The organism is Acinetobacter sp. YH12140 (genome assembly GCF_013418475.1).
GTDB lineage: Bacteria > Pseudomonadota > Gammaproteobacteria > Pseudomonadales > Moraxellaceae > Acinetobacter > Acinetobacter amyesii.
Genome location: NZ_VPBZ01000006.1, coordinates 325,036 through 346,961 on the forward strand (window position 1 = coordinate 325,036; position 21,926 = coordinate 346,961).

Below are 21,926 nucleotides of genomic sequence, written 5' to 3' on the forward strand. Positions count from 1 at the left end.
GAGCCAAAACATATGCATAAAAAACAACAGTACTTTATTCGGACTTTGCTTTTTTCCGCATCAATGAGCTTGATGTATCAAGTTGCTTGGGCCAATGAAACTGATGCTGTCGTCAATGAAACTGAGGGGCTACATTCGCAGGATGTGCCTGCAACCGAGCAAAGTTCATCGTATATCACGCCAAAGACCTATGATTTTTTAGATCAAATTCCACGTTGGATTGATGCAACACCGACCTTCTTACCTGAACAATCAGATCACCCCATTGTTCCGACAACAGAACAAACGGAAAATAATAGCTGGACCGATCGACAACAGAAGAAAGTCCGAAATTGGGCAGATCGAACGGCCGTTCGCATGGATAACTGGTTTGGGCAAAGTGAGCCTGATAAACCAGCCAATGCTACCCTTAGGGTGATTTTAGACAACAGTTGGAATAAGCACGATGAATACGAAATTAAGCCACGTATTCGCGGTAAAATTAAGCTTCCCACTTTAGAAAAAAAATTGAGTGTGGTCTTTGGTGATGACTCACTTGATAATGAATTAGAAAATAATGCTGCAATTACCAATGAAAACCCTGCGGGGCGTAGTGATAAAAATTATGACAATAAGCAAACCCGTGAAGATAACAGTTCGCTCGCGTTACGTTGGTCAGAAATTTCAGATCGACTGCCCTTCGAAACTGACGTTGATCTAGGTTTACGTTCTGGTGATGACCTATATGTCCGCTTAAAAGCAGCTAAAAAATGGCAACTCGACAATGATTACAGTTTTTTAGCCGAACAAATTTATCGTTATGGTATCGATAGTGAAAATTATCTAAGAACCAATTTAGAATTAACCCATGCCCGTCCAGGCCAACCCTTTATCTCAAACCAATTCAACCTGACCTATGCAGATGCACAGGATGATGATCTGAAATGGGATAACTTCAGTTACCGCCAACACCAATTTTTTAAAGGTAACCGATTCAACTACGGCCTATATACAGGTGGTTTTTACAATAACGATCAACTGCGTTTAAACAGTTGGGGACCCTATGTATCATGGCGACAGCCCTTTCTGCGCGAATGGTTTTATATCCAAGGTGATCTCAACTACCTCAACAACCATCGTGACGATAAAAGCCACTTTGTGGGCGCTTTAGTGCGACTTGAAGCCTTGTTCTAGAACCCGCTATTTCACAGCGAATAAAAAGCCCATTTCAACAGGATGGGCTTTTTTTAAATAACTCAGCTTCAATTTTTCTTAATCACACGCACACGATCATTACGTAGAATACTCGGCTGTTTTTCAGCGACTTTTTTCACTTTAGGAAAACTATACTGAACACGATCATTTCGCATCACACGGCGACTATCTACAAAAGGATTAATATCATATTGTGCGATTTGTTTTGAAACCTGCACACGGTCATTACGCACCATTTTTTGCTTAGCGCTATCTGACTGAGCAGATTGCATGAGACCCATAGACAGCAGCGAGCCCACTGCAGCGATCACTAAAATTTTCATCTTAAGATTCCCAACACTTAATGATCGTTATTATAGATTAATTATCTATTTTTAATCTATTTTAAAGATTAAAACATGGACGTTTTTATTCATGTGGTCTATCGAAAAACCAAATAAAAAACCTCCCGAAGGAGGTTCATTTCATATCTACCGTTACTTCAGCAATAAGCTGTTAATCCGTTTGATGTATTGGGCAGGATCTTCGGGTAAACCGCCTTCAGCAATCAACGCCTGATCAAAAATAACATTTGCTAAGTCATCAAACTGCACCGAACTTTCTAATTTTTGTACCAACGGATGGGATGGATTGATTTCCAAGACTAGTTTTGACTCGGGAACCGCTTGTCCTGCTTGTTTTAGCATACGGACCAGTTGCGGTGATAACTCACCCTCAGCCACCACCAAACACGCAGGAGAGTCCACTAAACGTGTTGTTACACGCACTTCAGAGGTCTTATCTTTTAACGCATCCGACAGTTTTTCAACAACAGGTTTAAACTGCTCAGCAGCTTCCTCAAGTGCTTTCTTCTCTTCAGCATCTTGTAGATCACCCAAATCAACTGCACCTTTTGATACATTCTGTAATGGTGTTCCATCAAACTCAAAAACAAATTCCATCGCCCACTCATCCACTCGTTCAGTCATGAGCAGCACTTCGATACCTTTTTTCTTGAACAATTCAAGTTGTGGTGAGTTTTTCGCAGCATTTAAACTATCAGCAGTCACATAGTAAATTGCCTTTTGGCCTTCTTTCATATTGGCTTTATAGTCTGCAAATGATGTTTTCACTTCATCATTATTTGACGAAGCAAAGCGTAATAATTTTAGAATACGCTCACGATTCGCCATGTCTTCGCCTAAGCCTTCTTTTAAGACTGAACCAAACTCAGCGTAGAATTTTGCAAACTTCTCTTGATCAGCAACATCTTCAGATTTCGCCAAACCATCTAGCACCGTTAAAATACGGCGGGCGTTACCTTCACGAATCGTTTTCACGTCGCGACTTTCTTGTAATAATTCACGGCTTACATTAAGTGGTAAGTCTGCGCTATCAACCACACCTTGAACAAAACGTAAATAATTTGGAATCAAATTATCCGCATCATCCATGATAAATACACGTTTCACATACAGCTTAATTCCTGCTTTAGCTTCACGTGTGAAAATATTGCTTGGTGCGCGAGATGGAATATAAAGTAACTGTGTATATTCCGTACTTCCCTCTACACGGTTGTGTGTCCACGCAAGCGGGGCTTCAAAATCATGGCTCAGATTTTTATAAAACTCAGTATATTGTTCTTCACTGATCTCATTTTTATTACGCGTCCATAATGCACTTGCTGAGTTAATCGCTTCCCACTCATCCGTCAGTACATATTGACCAGGTTTTGCTTCTTCGCCTTCGGCAGCTTCCTCTTGTTGCCAAACTTCTTTCTGCATCTCAATTGGCAAACTGATATGATCAGAGTATTTATTAATAATCTGCTTAACTTTGTAACGATCTAAATAATCTAAAGCATCCTCGCGTAAATGCAAAATGATGTCGGTTCCACGTGAAGCCTTATCAATTGGCTCTACATCAAACTCACCTGTACCATTACTAACCCAACGTACCCCTTCAGCAGCATTTACCCCAGCACGACGTGATTCCACTGTAATTTTTTCAGCAACAATAAAACCTGAATAGAAGCCCACACCAAATTGACCAATCAATTGTGCATCTGACTTTTGATCACCCGTAAGCTTCGACATAAAATCTTTAGTGCCAGACTTAGCAATCGTACCCAAATGATCAATCGCTTCTTGTTGTGTCATACCAATACCATTATCCGAAATGGTAATTGTCTTCTGCTCTTTATTTAAATGAATACGCACATGTAAATCTGGATCATTTTCATAATATTCAGGATGGTTAATGCCTTCAAAACGTAATTTATCGCAGGCATCAGATGCGTTTGATACTAACTCACGAAGGAAAATTTCAGGATTTGAATATAAAGAATGTGTTACTAAATGCAGTAACTGAGCCACTTCCGCTTGGAAGCTGTGTTTTTGAGATTGTTGTTCGCTCATCAGTCTCTCCGTTCATACTGAGTAAAATTATCAATTGCCTATATGAATGGAGGGACTTCACTATTTTTCAATAGTGTGAATGGAAAATTTTTATTCTGTCGCACTAAATTTTAAGGTTTAAAAAGGTCCTTGTTTATAAACGCGGTCCATGTAGAGATCCAGTTTTTGCTGCCGCATTTTATATACATCACTTAAACAACTGACATTGTCACGGCACTGATCGCGTAGTTGTAGCCATTTTATTTGTTGATCTTGAATTGCACCACGTGTCCCCATGGGAACCAAATGACGAATAATCGTATAGGTCGTGGCCATTTTGACATCGGCATCATTAATACTCCGGTTATCACAAACCGCATGTTCGGTAATGGTTTTCGCCTTTTTACAATCAAAACTTGCGGCATAACTTGTCGAAATAAAATAAGCACTGCCCAAGACCAGCATACCCTGAATAATTTTTTTCATCGTCTTTTCTCTTCTTCCAACTTGCTGATTTATTTCGACTCTAACAGTTCTACCTAAATTTTCTATTGCCTATTTGTTCAATTCGATCAACTGATGGATGGAATATGCTGCATAAAAAAACCCTGCCATTCGACAGGGTTTTAAAATTAGCTACAGCTTAGAATTTGTAGCTATAACCAATTGTATACACCATTGGATCGATATCTAAATCAAAAGTTGTAACATCTTTAATTTCAACTTCTGGGCTGATCTGTGCATAACGCGCATCAAAGAAAACACCCCAGTTTTTTGCATCAGCTGGCTGGTAGTTAAAACCGACTTGACCTGCAAAACCAAAGTCTTCTTTTACTTTTACTTTAGCACCAGCTAAATCACCACTTGCTTTTTCATCCCACGCAACAAATGCTGTACCACCTACACCAATATATGGTGTAAAGCGTGTTGAATTTTTGAAGTTATATTTTGCAGTAATTGTAGGTGGCAAATGTTTGACCTTCACACCAGCATCTACAGCACCTGTAACATTTACATCATGACTTATTGGCGTTGCCAAAAGTAATTCAGCTGAAATGTTGTCATTAAAGAAATATTCAATTGATGGTGTAAATGCATATTCATGATCTGCTTCAACATTTACTGCGCCGTTTAAAATACTTGTGTCAGAAGTAGGGGCTACCACAGAACCACCAACTTTCACTTGCCATTGACCAGCCATAGCTGATGCAGACATACCCAATAATGCAATAAGAGCAGCTTGTTTTAACATTTTTAAACAACCTTCTAGAATGAATAATTAATATTAAACATTAGTATTAAAATTATGCAATAACATTATTTAATAATTTATTACATTATTATATAAGTTATTATTAATTAAATATATTTATTTTAATCATAGTACAAAGGTTGGTTTTGTTTATCAACCATTATAATTAACTTATTATTTAAAATATACCAACCTTTTTAATCAGAATTAATAAAATGAATGATTTTAAACCAACTAAATTCATCAGGATTAAATAACAAAAAAGGCGATTATATAATCGCCTTTTTATTTATCTTTGAAAATTTTTTAGAGTACCATTGCGGCAATCCAACCAAAGATCATTAATGGAATATTGTAGTGAATGAAGGTCGGTACCACACTATCTTTCATGTGGTCATGCTGACCATCCATATTAAGGCCTGATGTTGGGCCTAAAGTTGAGTCTGATGCCGGAGAACCTGCATCTCCTAAAGCTGCTGCTGTACCAATAATGGCAATCGTTGCCGCTGGGCTAAAACCAAATTGAATACAAAGTGGTACATAAATAATGGCCAAAATTGGGATTGTTGAGAATGAAGAACCAATACCTAAGGTAATTAATAGCCCTATCAATAGCATCCAAAATGCAGCTAAACCTCGGCTGTTTCCAATCCATTCAACCGAAGCTTGTACCAGTATTGGTACTTGATTCGTAGCCTCAATCACAGATGCAAAGCCCTGCGCAGAAATCATAATGAAACCCACCAGTGCCATCATGCGCATACCACTGATAATGACATCATCGGCTTCTTTCCACTTAAAAATACCTGCACAGCTTAAGATCGCAACACCAACCAGACCCGCCAAAATCATCGACTCAGATATGACTTGAACAGAAAGCGTAGCAACAACTGCAACCGCAGCCATAATCAAAGTAAATTTAGCGACTTGTGGTTTACCATTTTCATCTGCTTTTACATCAGATGAGATGGTGTGCTGTGATTCCTTAACCTGAACGTCAGCATACTCTCGTGGTTTACGGTAGCTATAAAAAACAGCAATTAATAAGCCAACAAACATCCCAAATACTGGAATTGCCATAGCAGTTGGAATTTGATCATAGCTGATGTTGAAACCGTATGGCTTACCAAAGGTATTGATGTTTTGACCTAAAATATCATTAAGGAAAATAGCACCAAAACCAAAAGGTACCAGCATATAAGTCGCCACAAGACCAAAAGTCAGAACACAAGCAATCAAACGACGGTCAAGTTTTAAATGATTAAATACGCTGAGTAATGGTGGAATTAATACTGGAATAAACGCAATGTGCACTGGAATCACGTTTTGTGAACATACGGCGGCTAAAGCGATAGTAGCGAAAATTACGTATTTCACGCGATTCTGGGCTTTCACATTACTGTTACCTTTGAGTTTAGTAATGAGTTGATAAGCCAGTAAATCTGGCAAACCTGAACGCGCAAGTGCCAAAGCAAATGCCCCCAACACGCCATAAGCAAGTGCGATTTGAGCACCGTTGCCTAAGCCACTATTAAACGCTTCGATGGTGCCATGAATACCAAGACCAGCTAACAAGCCACCTGTTACTGCACCAATGATCAGCGCAAATACAACAGGCACGCGTGCCAGCGACAGTCCAAACATGACTGTAATTGCGGCAAGAATAGCAAACATAAGAAAAAAGGGAGTCTGACAAAAAACCGTATTTTATCAGAATTTGCTCGCTATTTAGCCCCCTATCGATGAAACTGCCACTGTTGAACGATTTACTTAAAGCTGCTGTGATTGCGCAAATTGAGCGATGTAACTTGCAATTTTTTCGGGTTGGCTCAGCACAGCCCAATGATTGGCATTGACTTCAACCACCGATAAATCTTCAACCCAATTAGGTAATTCTTTAATGTAATCTGGACTGACAAAATTATCATGTTTCAACACAATCGCTTGTACAGGACAGACCGCATGACGTTGTCTAGGCTGAGTTAAGCGGGGAATAAAATTAGCACGGTAAAGCGCAATACCGTGTTTACCATCATGCTGAATATTATGATTCAAAGGCAATTCTTGAGTACGTTCTAAATCATTCACAATTTTTCCCCAACGTTCAGCATTCAAAAAATGCCACGCCGTCGGTGCCAAAAATGGTAATTGGAATACCCCGATGTACCATGACTTACTTAATAATTTGAGTAATTTTTTCTGCTGATGCTTAAAGCTATTTCTGAGCAAAAATGCCGCATGATCCAAACATGGCCCAGAAATAGTTGAATAAGACAAAATACGTGAGCGAAATTTTGGCTCAGTTACCGATTCCCAAGATTGGATAGAGCCCCAATCATGCGCGGCCAAATGAAAACTACGCTCGCCTAATACCGCTTGCGTCACACTATCTAAATCAAGTGAAAGTTGTTCTAAACGGTAATCTCGTACTTTACGGGGCACAGAGGACTGCCCTGCACCTCGCACGTCATAGGTGACGATATAAAATTCATTAATAAGATGTTCAATAACCGGTTCCCATACTTCCTGATTATCAGGATAACCATGAACCAAAACCAATGCCGGCTTAGTTTCATCACCCCATGTCTTCACATAGAGCCGTTGTTGATCTGTGGTATTCACCCATTGCGTATTTAGTGGTTGCATTCTTCTAGTCCTTTTATCGATTCCATCGAATTGACGTTTTATTTGTGAACATGGGCAATGTGATCAATGCCACAGTTTTGAAACTCATTTAGTATGCAAAGTTCAGCATAAAAAAAAATTGACCCAGTATGAGCATAATCCAGAAAATAATGACAATGCCTATTGTCTCTAAATTCTTACTCAATCATTATGCCCCTTATAAAGGTGCTGGCATTTCGATTGATAAAATTGATCTCGCCAATTATCACATTCGCGTCAAAATGCCATTAACTCGTAAAAATCAAAATATCGTCGGTGTACATTTTGGCGGTAGTCTTTATTCAATGGTTGACCCATTTTATATGTTGATTTTGATGCATCACCTTGGCTCACGTTATATCGTGTGGGACAAAGCTGCAAATATCCAATTTTTATCCCCCGGGCGTGGAACGGTATACGCTGACATCCAGCTCGACCCAAATGAAATCAATCATATTAAAAACTTAGCAGATAACCACGCACCTGTACTACGGAACTATAGCTTAAATATTTTTGATGAAGCAGGCTTACGTATCGCTGAAGTTCAAAAAACCCTATACATTCGTCGCAAGCAACCCCGTCCACGCAAATAAAAAAGGCGCTTATCTTTAAGCGCCTTTTCATTCAAATTTATCGGATTGGATTAGCGATTTTGCTCAATTGCAGCACCTGCACCACCACCGATTGCACCACCAATCGCAGCACCGGTGTTACCACCAAAGATACTTTTACCGACTGCAGAACCAATCGCACCACCTACACCACTATATGTGGCATTTCGGTTTGAACCGTTTTGAGTTTTACTACCGACAGCTGCACCAGCACCACCACCAACGGCTGCACCTACACCACCACCGACATTATTACCCACACCACCACCTATAGCACCACCTAAAGCTGCAGCACCAATACGTTGTTCATTTGGCGACATGCTTTCACAACCAGCAAGCATTAGGGTCGACATCATCGCGACTGCGCATACGCTCATTACTTTTTTCATTGTGATGTTCCTTGTCTTCTTCAATACCTATGATTCTAAAACCATTGTATGAAACAATTAAATATAGCTTGTTACGGCTTGGAGCATAAATGCTGCATTTTGTAAAAACCATGCCTAATCGCTCACGAATCACTCAGGGTTTTCATCCAAAATCATCAAATCTTTTGTGGTTTCACCATTTTCAGTCAGCACAGCATGAGAGAGTTTGGCTTTGCTTTCTGGATCTGTTGCCTGATCTAGTTTTAGCGTGCGTTTAATCGGGTCTTGCCCTTTCTTAAACTCTACACCTTCTGCATCAATATTGGTGTTTTGACGAATAATCTGACCGTCCTGCTTCACCGTAGTCTTGGTTTCAATTTTAGAGGTCGGGACGATGACGCCACCACGTTGAAGTACTGGAATCGATAATTTCTTTTCAGAAAAATCACTTTGATGGTCTGAAAGTTCAATTTCACGTGCCACGATATCCTGACCTTTATTGGTCATTTCTAACACTGTTGCAGTCACTTGGCGTACAGGTTCTTGACCTGCAACACGGCGAATCACTTCTGTTTTTAGTACTGGAACTACAGCTTTATCTTCTACCACAATCGAATTGGGCATAGGTGCAGCAATCGCTGTCAATGAGCTGAATAATGCAGAAACTGCGAATAATTGTTGTGCGAATTTCATCAAAAGACCCCGTTATGTTTAAGTTTAAAAATCAAGAGATTTGTTATGTTCTATTTTTACTATAGGAAATAAATCAACATTAGGAAAGCTTTAATTTTCAATTCATCCGCATAAAAAAAGCCACCCAAAGGTGGCTTTTTTGAATGATTTAAGGGCTAATTAAAGACCGTTAAATTCATCGCTAAACGCTTGGCTTAATGCTTGATCTACATCAGAGAAATCATTGTGAAGCTCAAGCTCTGCAGCTTCAGACTCTTGACGACGACGTTCTAAGTGGTAAGCCAAACCTGTACCCGCTGGGATCAGACGACCTACAACTACGTTTTCTTTCAGACCACGTAATTCATCTTCTTTACCTGTTACAGCAGCTTCAGTTAACACACGAGTTGTTTCCTGGAACGATGCAGCAGAAATGAACGAGTCAGTAGAAAGCGACGCTTTGGTAATACCCATCAATTGACGTTCAAACTTCGCTGGGAACTTGTTCTGAGCTGCCACAGCTTGGTTTTCTTGAACAACGCGGATGTATTCCACTTGCTCGCCTTTGATGAAGCTTGTATCACCACCGTCAGTGATTTCAACTTTACGAAGCATTTGACGTACGATCACTTCAATGTGCTTGTCGTTGATTTTTACACCTTGCAGACGGTATACGTCCTGAACTTCGTTCACGATGTAGTTTGTCAGTGCAACTTCGCCTTTCAAACGTAAGATGTCGTGTGGGTTTTGCGGACCATCAGAAATGGTTTCACCACGGTTCACATGCTCGCCTTCGAACACGTTAATCGTACGCCATTTCGGAATTAGCTCTTCGTAAATCTCAGAGCCATCATCCGGAGTAATCACAAGACGGTTCTTACCTTTGGTCTCTTTACCGAAGCTTACGATACCTGAAATTTCAGCAAGGATCGCATGTTCTTTCGGTTTACGTGCTTCGAACAAGTCAGCTACACGCGGTAGACCACCGGTAATATCACGTGTACGTGAAGATTCTTGTGGCACACGACCAATAACATCACCGACACCAATTGTTTCGCCATCGCGCACAGTCAGAATCGTGTTTTGTGGTAGGAAGTAGAACTGTTCGCCGCCATCTGTTGTATCCAATACAACAGCTGGACGCATATCTTTACCAGATGCTGGACGTGAAGTTACTGGAAGTACCTCAATAGTCGTCATACCTGTTGCATCATCAGTTTTCGATGTTACAGTTACGCCATCAGCGATTTGGCTGAAACGCACTTTACCTGCAACTTCGGTAACTAGTGGATGTGTATGCGGATCCCAAGTCGCTACGATACCGCCAGCTTCCACAGCTTCGCCATCTTTAATGATGATTGAAGCACCGTATGGAATTTTGTAACGTTCGCGTTCACGACCAATGTCATCCGCGATACCGATTTCACCTGAACGTGAAGTTGATACCAAGTGACCTTTAGCGTGTTGTACTGTTTTCACATTGTGGAAACGTACTGTACCTTTGTTACGAACTTGTACGCTGTTAGCAGCAGAAGTTCGGCTCGCAGCACCACCTACGTGGAACGTACGCATTGTTAACTGTGTACCTGGCTCACCAATTGATTGAGCAGCCATTACACCCACAGATTCACCTGGATTCACCAAGTGACCGCGAGCAAGGTCACGACCGTAACATTTCGCACATACACCGAAAGTAGATTCACAGTTTACAACTGAACGTACTTTCACTTCATCGACACCTTGCTCTTCTAAGTAGTTTGCAAGTTTTTCGTCGATTAAAGTATTACGTGGAAGAATCACATCATCCGAACCTGGTTTCTTCGCATCTTCAGCAAGTACACGACCCAATACTCGAGTACCTAAGTTCTCGATGACATCGCCACCTTGAATGAACGGAGTCATTACAAGACCGTCGAAAGTACCACAATCTGGCTCAGTAATTACCAAGTCTTGTGCAACGTCAACCAAACGACGAGTCAAGTAACCTGAGTTCGCAGTTTTCAATGCAGTATCGGCCAAACCTTTACGTGCACCGTGTGTTGAAATGAAGTACTGAAGTACGGTCAAACCTTCACGGAAGTTCGCTTTAATTGGTGTTTCAATGATCGAACCATCTGGTTTCGCCATCAAACCACGCATACCCGCTAACTGACGAATCTGAGCTGCCGAACCACGGGCACCTGAGTCAGACATCATGTAGATCGAGTTGAATGATTTTTGTTTCTCGTCTTCACCCTGTTTGTTTTTAACAGTTGTGAAAGACAAGTTGTCCATCATCGCTTTCGCTACTTGGTCGTTTGTACGCGCCCAAATATCGACAACTTTGTTATAACGTTCGCCGGCAGTTACGAAACCTTGCTCGAATTGTTGTTCAATTTCACGAACTTCAACTTCAGCTTTTTCGATAATTGCTTGTTTTTGTGGCGGAATCAACATGTCTTCCATACCAACAGACACACCTGAGTGAGTCGCTTGACGGAAGCCCAAGTACATCAATTGGTCAGCGAAGATAACAGTATCTTTAAGACCTAATTTACGGTAGCAAGAGTTGATCAATTTAGAGATGTTCTTTTTAGTCATCTCAACGTTGATTTGTTGGAAATCCATACCTTCAGGTACAACTTCCCAAAGTAAACAACGACCTGGAGTTGTGTCTACAACAATGGTTTGTTGTTCACGGTTACCATTTTCGTCAATGACAGTTTGGTGTACACGTGCTTTTACGCGAGCATGTAAATCAACTTGACCTGTTGCAAGTGCACGGTTTACTTCGTCAGTATCCGCAAACACCATGCCTTCACCTTTGGCATTGATCGCATCACGAGTGATGTAGTACAAGCCTAAGACAACGTCCTGAGAAGGTACGATGATTGGCTCACCGTTCGCAGGAGAAAGAATGTTGTTTGTTGACATCATTAACGCACGAGCTTCTAACTGAGCTTCAAGTGTTAATGGTACGTGTACCGCCATTTGGTCACCGTCGAAGTCGGCGTTAAATGCCGCACAAACTAACGGGTGAAGACGGATCGCTTTACCTTCAATCAGGGTTGGTTCAAATGCTTGAAGACCCAAACGGTGAAGTGTAGGCGCACGGTTCAACATCACTGGATGTTGACGAATTACGTGAGCAAGTACGTCCCAAACTTCTGGAGTTTCACGCTCAACCATTTTCTTCGCAGCTTTAATGGTTGTCGCTTGGCCAGATGCTTGTAGTTTCGCAAAAATGAATGGTTTGAATAATTCAAGCGCCATTTTTTTCGGAAGACCACATTGGTGAAGACGTAAAGTCGGACCTACGGTAATTACCGAACGACCAGAGTAATCGACACGTTTACCCAATAAGTTTTGACGGAAACGACCTTGTTTACCTTTGATCATGTCTGCCAAAGATTTAAGAGGACGTTTATTCGAACCAGTAATTGCACGACCACGACGACCGTTATCAAGCAATGCATCAACAGACTCTTGTAACATACGTTTTTCGTTACGTACGATAATGTCTGGTGCTGCAAGGTCTAGTAGACGTTTTAAACGGTTGTTACGGTTAATTACACGACGGTAAAGATCGTTTAAGTCAGAAGTCGCAAAACGACCACCTTCTAGAGGAACCAACGGACGAAGATCAGGTGGAAGTACTGGAAGTACATTCATCACCATCCATTCTGGTTTATTGTTCGACTCTTTGAACGCTTCCATCAATTTCAGACGTTTAGAAGCTTTTTTAAGCTTCGTTTCTGAAGTTGTATTTGGAATTTCTTCACGAAGACGTGAAATTTCAGCTTCAAGATCGATGTCTTTCAACAAATCTTGAACTGCTTCTGCACCCATTTTCGCAGTGAATTCATCACCGTGTTCTTCTAAAGCAGTGAAGTATTCTTCATCGTTTAGAAGTTGGTATTTCTCAAGTGGAGTCATACCTGGGTCAGTTACAACGTATGATTCGAAATACAATACACGTTCGATATCACGTAAAGTCATGTCTAAAAGCAGACCGATACGGCTAGGAAGTGATTTTAAGAACCAAATATGAGCAACTGGCGAAGCAAGGTCAATATGACCCATACGTTCACGACGTACTTTTGCAGTTGTTACTTCAACGCCACATTTTTCACAAATGACGCCTTTGTATTTCATACGCTTGTATTTACCACACAAGCATTCGTAATCTTTTACTGGACCAAAGATTTTGGCACAGAATAAACCATCACGTTCAGGTTTGAACGTACGGTAGTTAATGGTTTCAGGCTTTTTAACTTCACCATGAGACCACGACTTAATCATTTCTGGTGACGCAAGACCAATACGGATGCGATCAAACTCTACAGGAGCATGACCGTCTGAATCCGTCTTTTTGCGCATGATATCGAGCAAGTCTTTCAATTTTTTTCTCCGTGTGTTGTGGAGATTTTCACTTCACAACTGGGTCACAAATATTGTTTTTTAACTGAATTTTAATCCCCCTTAATCCCCCTTTTTCAAAGGGGGAAAAGTCCCTCTTTTGCAAAGAGGGATTTAGGGAGATTTAATGGAGATTCTTAGTCACCATTTTTCAGTTCAATGTTGATACCTAAAGAACGGATCTCTTTGGTCAATACGTTGAACGATTCAGGCATACCTGGGTCCATGTAATGGTTACCATCTACAATGTTCTTATAGATACGGGTACGACCTTCAACGTCATCCGACTTCACAGTAAGCATTTCTTGAAGTGTATATGCTGCACCGTAAGCTTCGAGTGCCCATACTTCCATCTCACCAAAACGCTGACCACCGAATTGTGCTTTACCACCAAGCGGCTGTTGAGTTACTAGAGAGTAAGAACCAGTAGAACGCGCATGCATCTTGTCGTCAACCAAGTGGTTCAGTTTCAACATGTACATGTAACCTACAGTTACTGGACGGTCAAAACGTTCACCTGTACGACCATCATACAATACTGTTTGACCAGTACGTGAAATGCCACCAAGTTCTAACAATTCTTTGATTTGTGATTCTTCAGCACCATCAAATACTGGTGTTGCTAAAGGAACACCTTTACGCAAGTTACCTGAAAGCACCAAGATTTCTTCATCAGTCAAGCTATCAAGATCTTCTTGTTCGCCACCAACTTTGTTGTAAATCTTGTCTAAGAAATCACGAAGCTCAAGTACAGTACGTTGCTCTTTCATCATCTTGTCGATTTGATCGCCAAGACCTTTAGCCGCCATACCTAAGTGAGTTTCAAGAATCTGACCCACGTTCATACGTGATGGTACACCCAGTGGGTTAAGTACAACATCAACTGGAACACCGTTTGCATCGTGTGGCATGTCTTCTACAGGTAAGATGTTTGATACAACACCTTTGTTACCGTGACGACCCGCCATTTTATCACCCGGTTGGATGCGACGTTTTACAGCCAAGTAAACTTTAACAACTTTCAATACGCCAGTTGTCAGTTCATCGCCTGTAGACAATTTACGTTTTTTCTCTGCAAATTTCTCGTCAATTTCAAGGCTCTTCTCTTTCAAGAACACTTGAATTTGAGTTAAACGTTCAGCAATCGCTTCGTCGACTGGTTGGATTTCAATAAGATCAACCAACTCAAGACCAGACAATAACTCTTCAGTTAATTTGTCACCGCGTTTAGTTGTACCGCCACCATTCGATTCTTGACCTTTCAACAAACGAACAATACGTTCACGAGCTGCTTCTTCAAAGATTTTGAATTCTTCTTTCAAATCTTTACGGTAAGCATCTAATTGAGCTTTTTCAATTGCTTGAGCACGTTCGTCTTTTTCAAGACCATCACGTGTAAACACTTGAACGTCAATAACAGTACCTTTAACACCAGAAGATACACGTAAAGATGAATCTTTAACGTCAGCCGCTTTTTCGCCGAAGATTGCACGAAGAAGTTTTTCTTCCGGAGTAAGTTGGGTTTCACCCTTAGGTGTTACTTTACCTACAAGGATATCGCCCGCTGTTACTTCTGCACCGATGTAAACAATACCTGACTCATCAAGTTTAGAAAGTGCTGCTTCACCCACGTTCGGGATATCGGCAGTAATTTCTTCCGCACCCAATTTAGTATCACGTGCTACACATGACAATTCTTGAATGTGGATTGATGTTAAACGATCTTCTTGAAGCACACGCTCAGATAATAAGATCGAGTCTTCATAGTTGTAACCGTTCCAAGTCATGAATGCTACGCGCATGTTTTGACCCAATGCCAATTCACCACCATCTGTAGATGGACCATCAGCTAATACGTCACCACGACCCACTTGATCACCAAGGCTTACAAGCACTTTTTGGTTAATACAAGTGTTTTGGTTAGAACGTGTATATTTGATCAGGTTGTAGATATCTACACCTGCTTCACCCGCGACCATTTCGTCTTCGTTTACACGAATAACAACACGAGACGCGTCGACGAATTCAATACGGCCACCACGTTTCGCAAGAACACATACACCTGAGTCGTGCGCTACGTTTGCTTCCATACCTGTACCAACAAGCGGCTTGTCAGCGATCAACGTAGGTACTGCCTGACGTTGCATGTTTGAACCCATCAATGCACGGTTGGCATCATCGTGTTCAAGGAATGGAATAAGTGATGCAGCAACAGATACAACCTGCTGTGCAGATACGTCCATATGCGTCACTTTTTCAGGAGGCATACGTACGAAATCACCTTGGTGACGTACAGAAACAAATTCTTCTGTTAAATTACCGTCTTTATCTACACCTGAATCGGCCTGTGCAATCACAGTACCTACTTCTTCAATCGCAGAAAGGTATTCAACGTCATCCGTTACACGACCATCAACAACTTTACGGTAAGGCGTTTCTAAGAAACCAAAATCATTCGCTTTCGCATAAACAGAAAGTGAGTTGATCAAACCAATGTTTGGACCTTCAGGAGTCTCAATTGGACATACACGACCGTAGTGAGTTTGATGTACGTCACGTACTTCGAAGCCCGCACGTTCACGAGTCAAACCACCTGGGCCCAATGCTGATACACGACGTTTGTGTGTAATTTCAGACAACGGGTTGTTTTGGTCCATGAACTGAGACAACTGGCTTGAACCAAAGAATTCTTTGATTGCAGCAGCAACTGGTTTCGCATTGATTAAATCTTGCGGAGACAAGTTATCAGTTTCAGCTTGAGATAAACGTTCTTTAACAGCACGTTCAACACGAACTAGACCAACACGGAATTGGTTTTCTGTCATTTCACCAACAGAACGAACACGACGGTTACCCAAGTGATCGATATCGTCGACTTCACCTTTACCGTTACGGATTTCAACTAATGTTTTCAATACATCAGTGATGTCTTCGTTCGAAAGAATACCTTCAACTTCACGAGACTTCTGATCCGTACCCACTTCGTAAGGACGACCCAAACGACGGTTGAACTTCATACGACCTACTGGTGATAAGTCATAACGTTCAGAAGAGAAGAACAAGTTGTTGAATAAGTTTTCAGCAGCTTCTTTTGTTGGTGGCTCACCCGGACGCATCACTTTGTAGATTTCTACAAGTGCTTCTTCACGACCAGTTGTAGTATCTGCACGTAAAGAGTCCGCAATGAATGGGCCACGGTCGATGTCATTGGTATAAAGTACGTTGAATTGTTTAACGCCGCCTTCAGCCAATTTCACCATAATTTCATGGCTTAGTACTGTATTTGCAGCAATTACTTCGCCATCACGTAACGTTACATCTTCAGCAACAATACGTTCATATAGGTATTCATCAGGAACAGAAAGTTTTTCAAGACCTGCTGCTTCCATTTGACGAACATGGCGCGCGTTAATACGTTTACCTTGTTCAACAATTGTTTTACCGTCTGTACCCACGATATCAAACTGTGCCATTTCGCCACGTAGACGTTCTGGAACCAAGTCAATTTGATAGCTACCCATATCAAGATATACAGGTACTTTTTCGTAGAACATGTCTAGGATTTGTTCGTTGTTATAACCCAAGGCACGAAGCACAACAGTCGCAAGTAATTTACGACGACGGTCAATACGAACATATACAAGATCTTTTGCATCGAATTCAAAGTCTAACCATGAACCACGGTAAGGAATGATACGAGCAGAGTAAAGAACTTTACCGCTAGAGTGAGTTTTGCCTTTATCGTGGTCAAAGAATACACCTGGTGAACGGTGTAATTGAGATACGATTACACGCTCAGTACCATTGATCACAAAGGTACCGTTGTCTGTCATAAGTGGCATTTCACCCATGTAGACTTCTTGCTCACGCACATCTTTGATTGTTTTAGTTTCGCGATCTTTAATGATCAGACGAATTTTTACACGCATTGGCGCCGCATAAGTTGAGCCACGAAGAATACATTCGCGCACATCAAATTCAGGCTTACCAAGACTATACTCAACAAATTCTAAAGCAGCATTGCCAGAATAACTTTCAATAGGAAAAACTGAACGAAATGCGGCTTGGAGACCGATATCTTCGCGGTTTTTTGGAGTTTTGCCGTCTTGAAGGAAAGTTCGGTACGAGTCGACTTGAATCGCGAGCAAGTACGGAACATCCATTACCTTGGGCAATTTACCAAAATTCTTACGGATCCGTTTCTTTTCGGTATATGAGTATGCCATCTGGAGTCCTCGGAAAGTAAACTAAGTCCGCCTGCAGAACGAACTTAGAAGGAATTACGCAGGCCGATATGGCCACCACTTTCACAAATGCTGCAATTTTTAGTGGTATTAAAACGCTTAACAATATTTTTTACTGAAAAATATTGGTAAGCGTTTGGTTTTATAAATTATTTTTAATTTGTATGATTTTTATATCATGCAAACAAAAATCGAGCCGATTATTGTAACGCAAAAAGGCTGATGACCCAAGGGCCACCAGCCATTTTTTGGAGCCGATTATAAAAAAATCGACTCCCCTTAAGATTACTTAAGTGTAACTGTAGCACCAGCTTCTTCAAGTTTTTTCTTAAGTTCTTCGCCTTCTTCTTTAGAAACGCCTTCTTTAAGAACTGAAGGAGCGCTTTCAACAAGATCTTTAGCTTCTTTAAGACCAAGGCCAGTAGCTTCACGAACTGCTTTAATTACAGCAACTTTGTTAGCACCGAAAGAAGTCAACTCAACGTTGAATTCTGATTGTTCTTCAGCAGCAGCACCAGCAGCGCCAGGAGCAGCAGCAACTGCTACAGCAGCAGCAGATACGTTGAATTTTTCTTCGAAAGCAGAAATAAGTTCAACAAGTTCAAGAACAGTTTTTTCAGCAACTGCGTTTAAGATTTCTTCGTTTGTTAAAGCCATGAGAGTAACTCCAAATGGGTATTGAATGGTGTGTAAATTGATTTAAGCTTAAGCAGCTTCTGACTCGTTTTTCTCTTTGAGCGCAGTAATAAGGCGACCCAATTTCGAAATAGGAGCTTGAAGAACGTTTGCAAGCATAGTAAGCGCTTTCTCTTGGTTTGGAAGGTTCGCGATAACGCTAACTTCAGCACCTTGATAAACTTTACCGTCAAATGCAGCAGCTTTAAGTTCAAATGCTTTATTAGTTTTAGCAAATTCTTCGAACAAACGAGCAGCTGCGCCCATGTCGTCTTCAGAAGTTGAGAAAGCTAAGATTGTTGGGCCAACAAGGTTGTCGCTCAAGATATTGAATTGAGTATCTTGAAGAGCACGTTTAGCCAAAGTGTTACGAACTACACGAGTAGCAACACCTAGTTTACGAGCTTCAACACGTAGAGCAGTTAATTGCTCAACAGTTAAACCTTGATAGTCAGCAACAACAGCAGCATACGCAGTAGAAGCAACTTCAGTTACTTCAGCTACGATCTGTTTTTTGCCTTCGATAAGAAGAGCCATTGTAAAACCTCCTAACGGTGATTTATGCACCTATACAGATGCACTCCCAATTCGTTAGCTCATCACTGAACCAACACGCGGAGGAGGAACAAATCACACCACCGCGTCTACTCAGGCTGGGCTATTAAGAAGAAAGCATAAAACTCCCCTCGCCTGAGGTCTTTGACGCTGATAAATCTAAATTTATCAATTCAAAGTTTGCCTGAATCACGCAATATACGACGAAGCGTTTCTTGCGTAATATTTAAAGCAGTGCTTCAAATATTACTCAGGGCTTTAAAATTCTGTAATAAGTCGAAACTTATTTAGAAACGTTTGCTACATCAACAACAAGACCAGGACCCATAGTTGAGCTTAAAGTGATCTTTTGGATGTAAACACCTTTAGAAGTAGCAGGTTTTGCTTTCTTAAGGTCAGCTACAAGAGCTTCAACGTTTGAACGAACAGCTTCAGCAGTGAAACCTACTTGACCGATCGCAGCGTGGATAATACCCGCTTTGTCTACACGGTAACGTGCTTGACCAGCTTTCGCGTTTTTAACAGCAGAAGCTACGTCAGGAGTTACAGTACCCACTTTAGGGTTTGGCATTAAGCCACGTGGACCAAGAATCGTACCTAACTTACCAACAACGCGCATTGCATCCGGAGCTGCAATTACTACGTCAAAGTCAAGGTTACCCGCTTGGATGCTTTCAGCAAGATCATCAAAACCAACAACGTCCGCTCCTTCAGCTTTAGCAGCTTCAGCAGCAGCGCCTTGAGCAAACACAGCTACACGTACAGTTTTACCAGTACCTGCAGGAAGTGTAGTCGCGCCACGAACAACTTGGTCAGATTTACGAGGATCAACACCTAGGTTTACAGCAACATCCAAAGATTCTTTGAATTTTACTGCTGGAAGGCCGTTAAGAACTGCAACTGCTTCTTCCAAAGTGTAAACTTTGTTAGCTTCAACAGCAGCAACAATGGCTTTTTGACGTTTAGTTAATTTAGCCATGTCTTATAGCTCCACTTCCAAGCCCATAGAACGCGCAGAACCAGCAATGGTACGTACACGTGCGTCTAAATCAGCACCAGTAAGATCTGGTTCTTTAGTAGTCGCAATTTCTTCTAATTGAGCACGAGTCAACTTACCAACTTTAGTTTTGTTAGGTACAGCTGAACCCTTTTGGATGCCCGCAGCTTTCTTAAGAAGAATCGCAGCAGGAGGAGTTTTCATGATGAATGTGAACGACTTGTCGTTGTACACAGTGATCACTACTGGAATTGGAAGACCAGCTTCAACTTTTTGTGTCGCAGCATTGAATTCTTTACAGAATGCCATGATGTTAACACCACGTTGACCTAGTGCAGGACCAATCGGTGGAGATGGATTTGCTTTACCAGCTGGAACTTGCAGCTTGATATAGCCGTCAATCTTCTTAGCCATTTCAATTACCTCTGGGTACTAACGCCGCTAGGCTCCCCATACATATAAGTAACGATACCGTTACAACAACAATGCCCGACTCATAACAAATCGGGCGTTTATCAACCAAGTTAAATTAAACCGATTTTTCGACTTGGCGAAATTCCAGCTCAACCTGAGTTGGTCGATTAAATACATTAATCGTCAACGTCAAACGTGACTTATCGTATAGAACTTCTTCCACCACGCCTTTAAAATCGGTGAATGGACCGTCAATTACGAGTAATTCTTCACCTGGTTCAAACATCGTCTTAGGACGAGGTGCTTCACCAGTATTGCGTACACGTGCAAGAATCGCATCAGCTTCTTTTTGCGTAATTGGTGCAGGCTTTTCTGCAGTACCACCGATGAAACCTAATACTTTTGGACATTCTTTAACAATGTGCCAAGTTTCATCATTCATTTCCATCTCGACTAACACATAGCCGGGAAAGAATTTACGCTCAGATTTACGTTTCTTACCATCCTTCATTTCCACTACTTCTTCAGTAGGGACAAGGACTTCACCAAAGCTATCGGCTACAGCGCTACGCTGGATTCGATCATTAAGTGAGCGTAACACTTGTTTTTCATAACCAGAATAGGCATGAATAATGTACCAACGTTTCATAGCTCTCTTACCCGATAATAAACTTCATTAACCAGCTCAAAGCATAGTCAAAGCACCATAATAAAATAGATGCCACTAAGACTACCGCAAGTACCTGCCAAGATGTGGTCATGGTCTCTTGCTTGGTTGGCCAAGTCACTCGACGTAACTCAATTCGAGCATCTTTCAACAATCGAACAAAGCCTTTGCCTTGATGGGTGGCGTATAATAAACCTAAAGCCACGATGATACAAGCCAAAATTACCCCAACACGGACCCAAACATCATTCGCTGGTGCCCAGTATGCTGGCAAATGTTGATTCACCATCATAGAACTACCGAGTAAAATCAACGCGATAACCCACAGAACATAGTCTAAAGGGGAACCAGAATTAACAACTTCAGCAGGATTATTTCTTTGAGGAATTGGCGCGTCGCTTAATGCGTCACGCGATTTATCATTCGACATTTTTGTACTCGTCGTAGGATTCGCGACTTATTATATGACCAGTTGAGCCAGCATCAAGCTTCTTTTTAAAAAAATTTGGCAGGCCAGGAGGGACTCGAACCCCCAACATTCGGTTTTGGAGACCGACGCTCTACCAATTGAACTACTGACCTGCAGAGCAAATCGAGAGTCGAAACTCTCGATCTGTACAAAGATAACTGTATTATATTATGCAGTTACTTTAGAAACAACACCCGCACCAACTGTACGGCCACCTTCACGGATCGCAAAGCGTAAGCCAGCATCCATTGCGATTGGGTGGATTAATTCTACTGACATTTCTACGTTGTCACCAGGCATAACCATTTCAACGCCTTCTTTAAGCGAGATCGCACCAGTTACGTCAGTTGTACGGAAGTAGAACTGTGGAC

The 21,926-nt window shown here is 41.4% G+C and carries 18 protein-coding genes, 1 tRNA gene and 1 pseudogene; 2 read left to right on the forward strand and 18 right to left on the reverse strand.

Going from position 1 to position 21,926, the window contains the following annotated elements; genetic code table 11:
• The first annotated feature begins 12 nt into the window (after window positions 1–12).
• Window positions 13–1,173, forward strand: a complete 1,161-nt coding sequence (locus tag FTU75_RS10815; protein WP_180115940.1) for a hypothetical protein — start codon at window positions 13–15, stop codon at window positions 1,171–1,173.
• Window positions 1,174–1,241: 68 nt separating this feature from the next.
• Here the strand turns inward: FTU75_RS10815 and FTU75_RS10820 are convergent, their stop codons facing one another.
• From FTU75_RS10820 to FTU75_RS10845, 6 genes are all read right to left on the reverse strand, one after another.
• A complete protein-coding gene (locus FTU75_RS10820) occupies window positions 1,242–1,517 on the reverse strand; it encodes a hypothetical protein (protein WP_180115941.1) in 276 nt (91 codons plus the stop codon).
• A 153-nt stretch (window positions 1,518–1,670) separates the two neighbouring features.
• Window positions 1,671–3,590: a molecular chaperone HtpG gene (gene htpG / locus FTU75_RS10825; RefSeq protein ID WP_180115942.1), complete on the reverse strand. Its 1,920-nt coding sequence runs from the start codon at window positions 3,588–3,590 to the stop codon at window positions 1,671–1,673.
• 117 nt (window positions 3,591–3,707) lie between these two features.
• A complete protein-coding gene (locus FTU75_RS10830) occupies window positions 3,708–4,055 on the reverse strand; it encodes a lysozyme inhibitor LprI family protein (protein WP_078189819.1) in 348 nt (115 codons plus the stop codon).
• A 157-nt stretch (window positions 4,056–4,212) separates the two neighbouring features.
• Window positions 4,213–4,821 (reverse strand): OmpW family protein, encoded by a 609-nt coding sequence (locus FTU75_RS10835; protein ID WP_180035020.1) that lies wholly within the window; start codon window positions 4,819–4,821, stop codon window positions 4,213–4,215.
• Between the two features lie 306 nt (window positions 4,822–5,127).
• Window positions 5,128–6,495 carry a Na+/H+ antiporter family protein gene (locus tag FTU75_RS10840; RefSeq protein WP_180007047.1) on the reverse strand — a complete coding sequence of 456 codons (1,368 nt, stop codon included), beginning with the start codon at window positions 6,493–6,495 and terminating at the stop codon, window positions 5,128–5,130.
• A gap of 96 nt (window positions 6,496–6,591) precedes the next feature.
• Complete coding sequence (locus tag FTU75_RS10845) at window positions 6,592–7,467, reverse strand: alpha/beta fold hydrolase (RefSeq protein ID WP_180115943.1); 876 nt, start codon at window positions 7,465–7,467, stop codon at window positions 6,592–6,594.
• A gap of 128 nt (window positions 7,468–7,595) precedes the next feature.
• Here FTU75_RS10845 and FTU75_RS10850 point away from each other — a divergent pair, with 128 nt between their 5' ends.
• A complete protein-coding gene (locus FTU75_RS10850; protein ID WP_078189823.1) occupies window positions 7,596–8,078 on the forward strand; it encodes a DUF4442 domain-containing protein in 483 nt (160 codons plus the stop codon).
• A gap of 50 nt (window positions 8,079–8,128) precedes the next feature.
• Here the strand turns inward: FTU75_RS10850 and FTU75_RS10855 are convergent, their stop codons facing one another.
• The 12 genes and pseudogenes from FTU75_RS10855 to tuf all read right to left on the reverse strand — a co-directional run.
• The gene (locus tag FTU75_RS10855; protein ID WP_078192840.1) at window positions 8,129–8,485 is read right to left on the reverse strand and encodes a DNA transfer protein p32; all 357 of its coding nucleotides are present in this window, start codon (window positions 8,483–8,485) and stop codon (window positions 8,129–8,131) included.
• Window positions 8,486–8,614: 129 nt separating this feature from the next.
• Window positions 8,615–9,157: a hypothetical protein gene (locus tag FTU75_RS10860; RefSeq protein ID WP_111885842.1), complete on the reverse strand. Its 543-nt coding sequence runs from the start codon at window positions 9,155–9,157 to the stop codon at window positions 8,615–8,617.
• A 159-nt stretch (window positions 9,158–9,316) separates the two neighbouring features.
• Complete coding sequence (gene rpoC, locus FTU75_RS10865; protein ID WP_078192842.1) at window positions 9,317–13,516, reverse strand: DNA-directed RNA polymerase subunit beta'; 4,200 nt, start codon at window positions 13,514–13,516, stop codon at window positions 9,317–9,319.
• Window positions 13,517–13,671: 155 nt separating this feature from the next.
• A complete protein-coding gene (rpoB, locus tag FTU75_RS10870; protein ID WP_180115944.1) occupies window positions 13,672–17,760 on the reverse strand; it encodes a DNA-directed RNA polymerase subunit beta in 4,089 nt (1,362 codons plus the stop codon).
• Between the two features lie 303 nt (window positions 17,761–18,063).
• Window positions 18,064–18,435, reverse strand: a complete 372-nt coding sequence (gene rplL / locus FTU75_RS10875) for a 50S ribosomal protein L7/L12 (RefSeq protein ID WP_078189828.1) — start codon at window positions 18,433–18,435, stop codon at window positions 18,064–18,066.
• Window positions 18,436–18,483: 48 nt separating this feature from the next.
• On the reverse strand, window positions 18,484–18,990 hold the full coding sequence (gene rplJ, locus FTU75_RS10880; RefSeq protein ID WP_111885844.1) for a 50S ribosomal protein L10: 507 nt from the start codon (window positions 18,988–18,990) through the stop codon (window positions 18,484–18,486).
• Window positions 18,991–19,291: 301 nt separating this feature from the next.
• Window positions 19,292–19,987, reverse strand: a complete 696-nt coding sequence (rplA, locus tag FTU75_RS10885; RefSeq protein ID WP_078189830.1) for a 50S ribosomal protein L1 — start codon at window positions 19,985–19,987, stop codon at window positions 19,292–19,294.
• Window positions 19,988–19,990: 3 nt separating this feature from the next.
• Window positions 19,991–20,419, reverse strand: coding sequence for a 50S ribosomal protein L11 (gene rplK, locus FTU75_RS10890; RefSeq protein ID WP_004868049.1), 429 nt, complete (start codon window positions 20,417–20,419; stop codon window positions 19,991–19,993).
• 115 nt (window positions 20,420–20,534) lie between these two features.
• Window positions 20,535–21,068, reverse strand: a complete 534-nt coding sequence (nusG, locus tag FTU75_RS10895; protein ID WP_078189831.1) for a transcription termination/antitermination protein NusG — start codon at window positions 21,066–21,068, stop codon at window positions 20,535–20,537.
• A gap of 7 nt (window positions 21,069–21,075) precedes the next feature.
• Window positions 21,076–21,516: a preprotein translocase subunit SecE gene (gene secE, locus FTU75_RS10900; RefSeq protein WP_078189832.1), complete on the reverse strand. Its 441-nt coding sequence runs from the start codon at window positions 21,514–21,516 to the stop codon at window positions 21,076–21,078.
• A gap of 76 nt (window positions 21,517–21,592) precedes the next feature.
• Window positions 21,593–21,668: transfer RNA gene (locus FTU75_RS10905), tRNA-Trp, on the reverse strand.
• Window positions 21,669–21,723: 55 nt separating this feature from the next.
• Window positions 21,724–21,926 (reverse strand): annotated as a pseudogene (tuf, locus tag FTU75_RS10910) (elongation factor Tu); the annotation flags it as partial.

Excerpts from the sequence above, each read along its gene's own strand:
- FTU75_RS10820 (WP_180115941.1), bottom strand. The coding sequence starts at position 1,517 with ATGAAAATTTTAGTGATCGCTGCAGTGGGCTCGCTGCTGTCTATGGGT.
- FTU75_RS10845 (WP_180115943.1), bottom strand. The coding sequence starts at position 7,467 with ATGCAACCACTAAATACGCAATGGGTGAATACCACAGATCAACAACGG.
- FTU75_RS10815 (WP_180115940.1), top strand. The coding sequence starts at position 13 with ATGCATAAAAAACAACAGTACTTTATTCGGACTTTGCTTTTTTCCGCA.
- FTU75_RS10835 (WP_180035020.1), bottom strand. The coding sequence starts at position 4,821 with ATGTTAAAACAAGCTGCTCTTATTGCATTATTGGGTATGTCTGCATCA.
- htpG (WP_180115942.1), bottom strand. The coding sequence starts at position 3,590 with ATGAGCGAACAACAATCTCAAAAACACAGCTTCCAAGCGGAAGTGGCT.
- nusG (WP_078189831.1), bottom strand. The coding sequence starts at position 21,068 with ATGAAACGTTGGTACATTATTCATGCCTATTCTGGTTATGAAAAACAA.
- FTU75_RS10850 (WP_078189823.1), top strand. The coding sequence starts at position 7,596 with ATGAGCATAATCCAGAAAATAATGACAATGCCTATTGTCTCTAAATTC.
- FTU75_RS10860 (WP_111885842.1), bottom strand. The coding sequence starts at position 9,157 with ATGAAATTCGCACAACAATTATTCGCAGTTTCTGCATTATTCAGCTCA.
- FTU75_RS10840 (WP_180007047.1), bottom strand. The coding sequence starts at position 6,495 with ATGTTTGCTATTCTTGCCGCAATTACAGTCATGTTTGGACTGTCGCTG.
- rpoB (WP_180115944.1), bottom strand. The coding sequence starts at position 17,760 with ATGGCATACTCATATACCGAAAAGAAACGGATCCGTAAGAATTTTGGT.
- rplA (WP_078189830.1), bottom strand. The coding sequence starts at position 19,987 with ATGGCTAAATTAACTAAACGTCAAAAAGCCATTGTTGCTGCTGTTGAA.
- rplJ (WP_111885844.1), bottom strand. The coding sequence starts at position 18,990 with ATGGCTCTTCTTATCGAAGGCAAAAAACAGATCGTAGCTGAAGTAACT.
- FTU75_RS10830 (WP_078189819.1), bottom strand. The coding sequence starts at position 4,055 with ATGAAAAAAATTATTCAGGGTATGCTGGTCTTGGGCAGTGCTTATTTT.
- secE (WP_078189832.1), bottom strand. The coding sequence starts at position 21,516 with ATGTCGAATGATAAATCGCGTGACGCATTAAGCGACGCGCCAATTCCT.
- FTU75_RS10855 (WP_078192840.1), bottom strand. The coding sequence starts at position 8,485 with ATGAAAAAAGTAATGAGCGTATGCGCAGTCGCGATGATGTCGACCCTA.
- rplK (WP_004868049.1), bottom strand. The coding sequence starts at position 20,419 with ATGGCTAAGAAGATTGACGGCTATATCAAGCTGCAAGTTCCAGCTGGT.
- rplL (WP_078189828.1), bottom strand. The coding sequence starts at position 18,435 with ATGGCTTTAACAAACGAAGAAATCTTAAACGCAGTTGCTGAAAAAACT.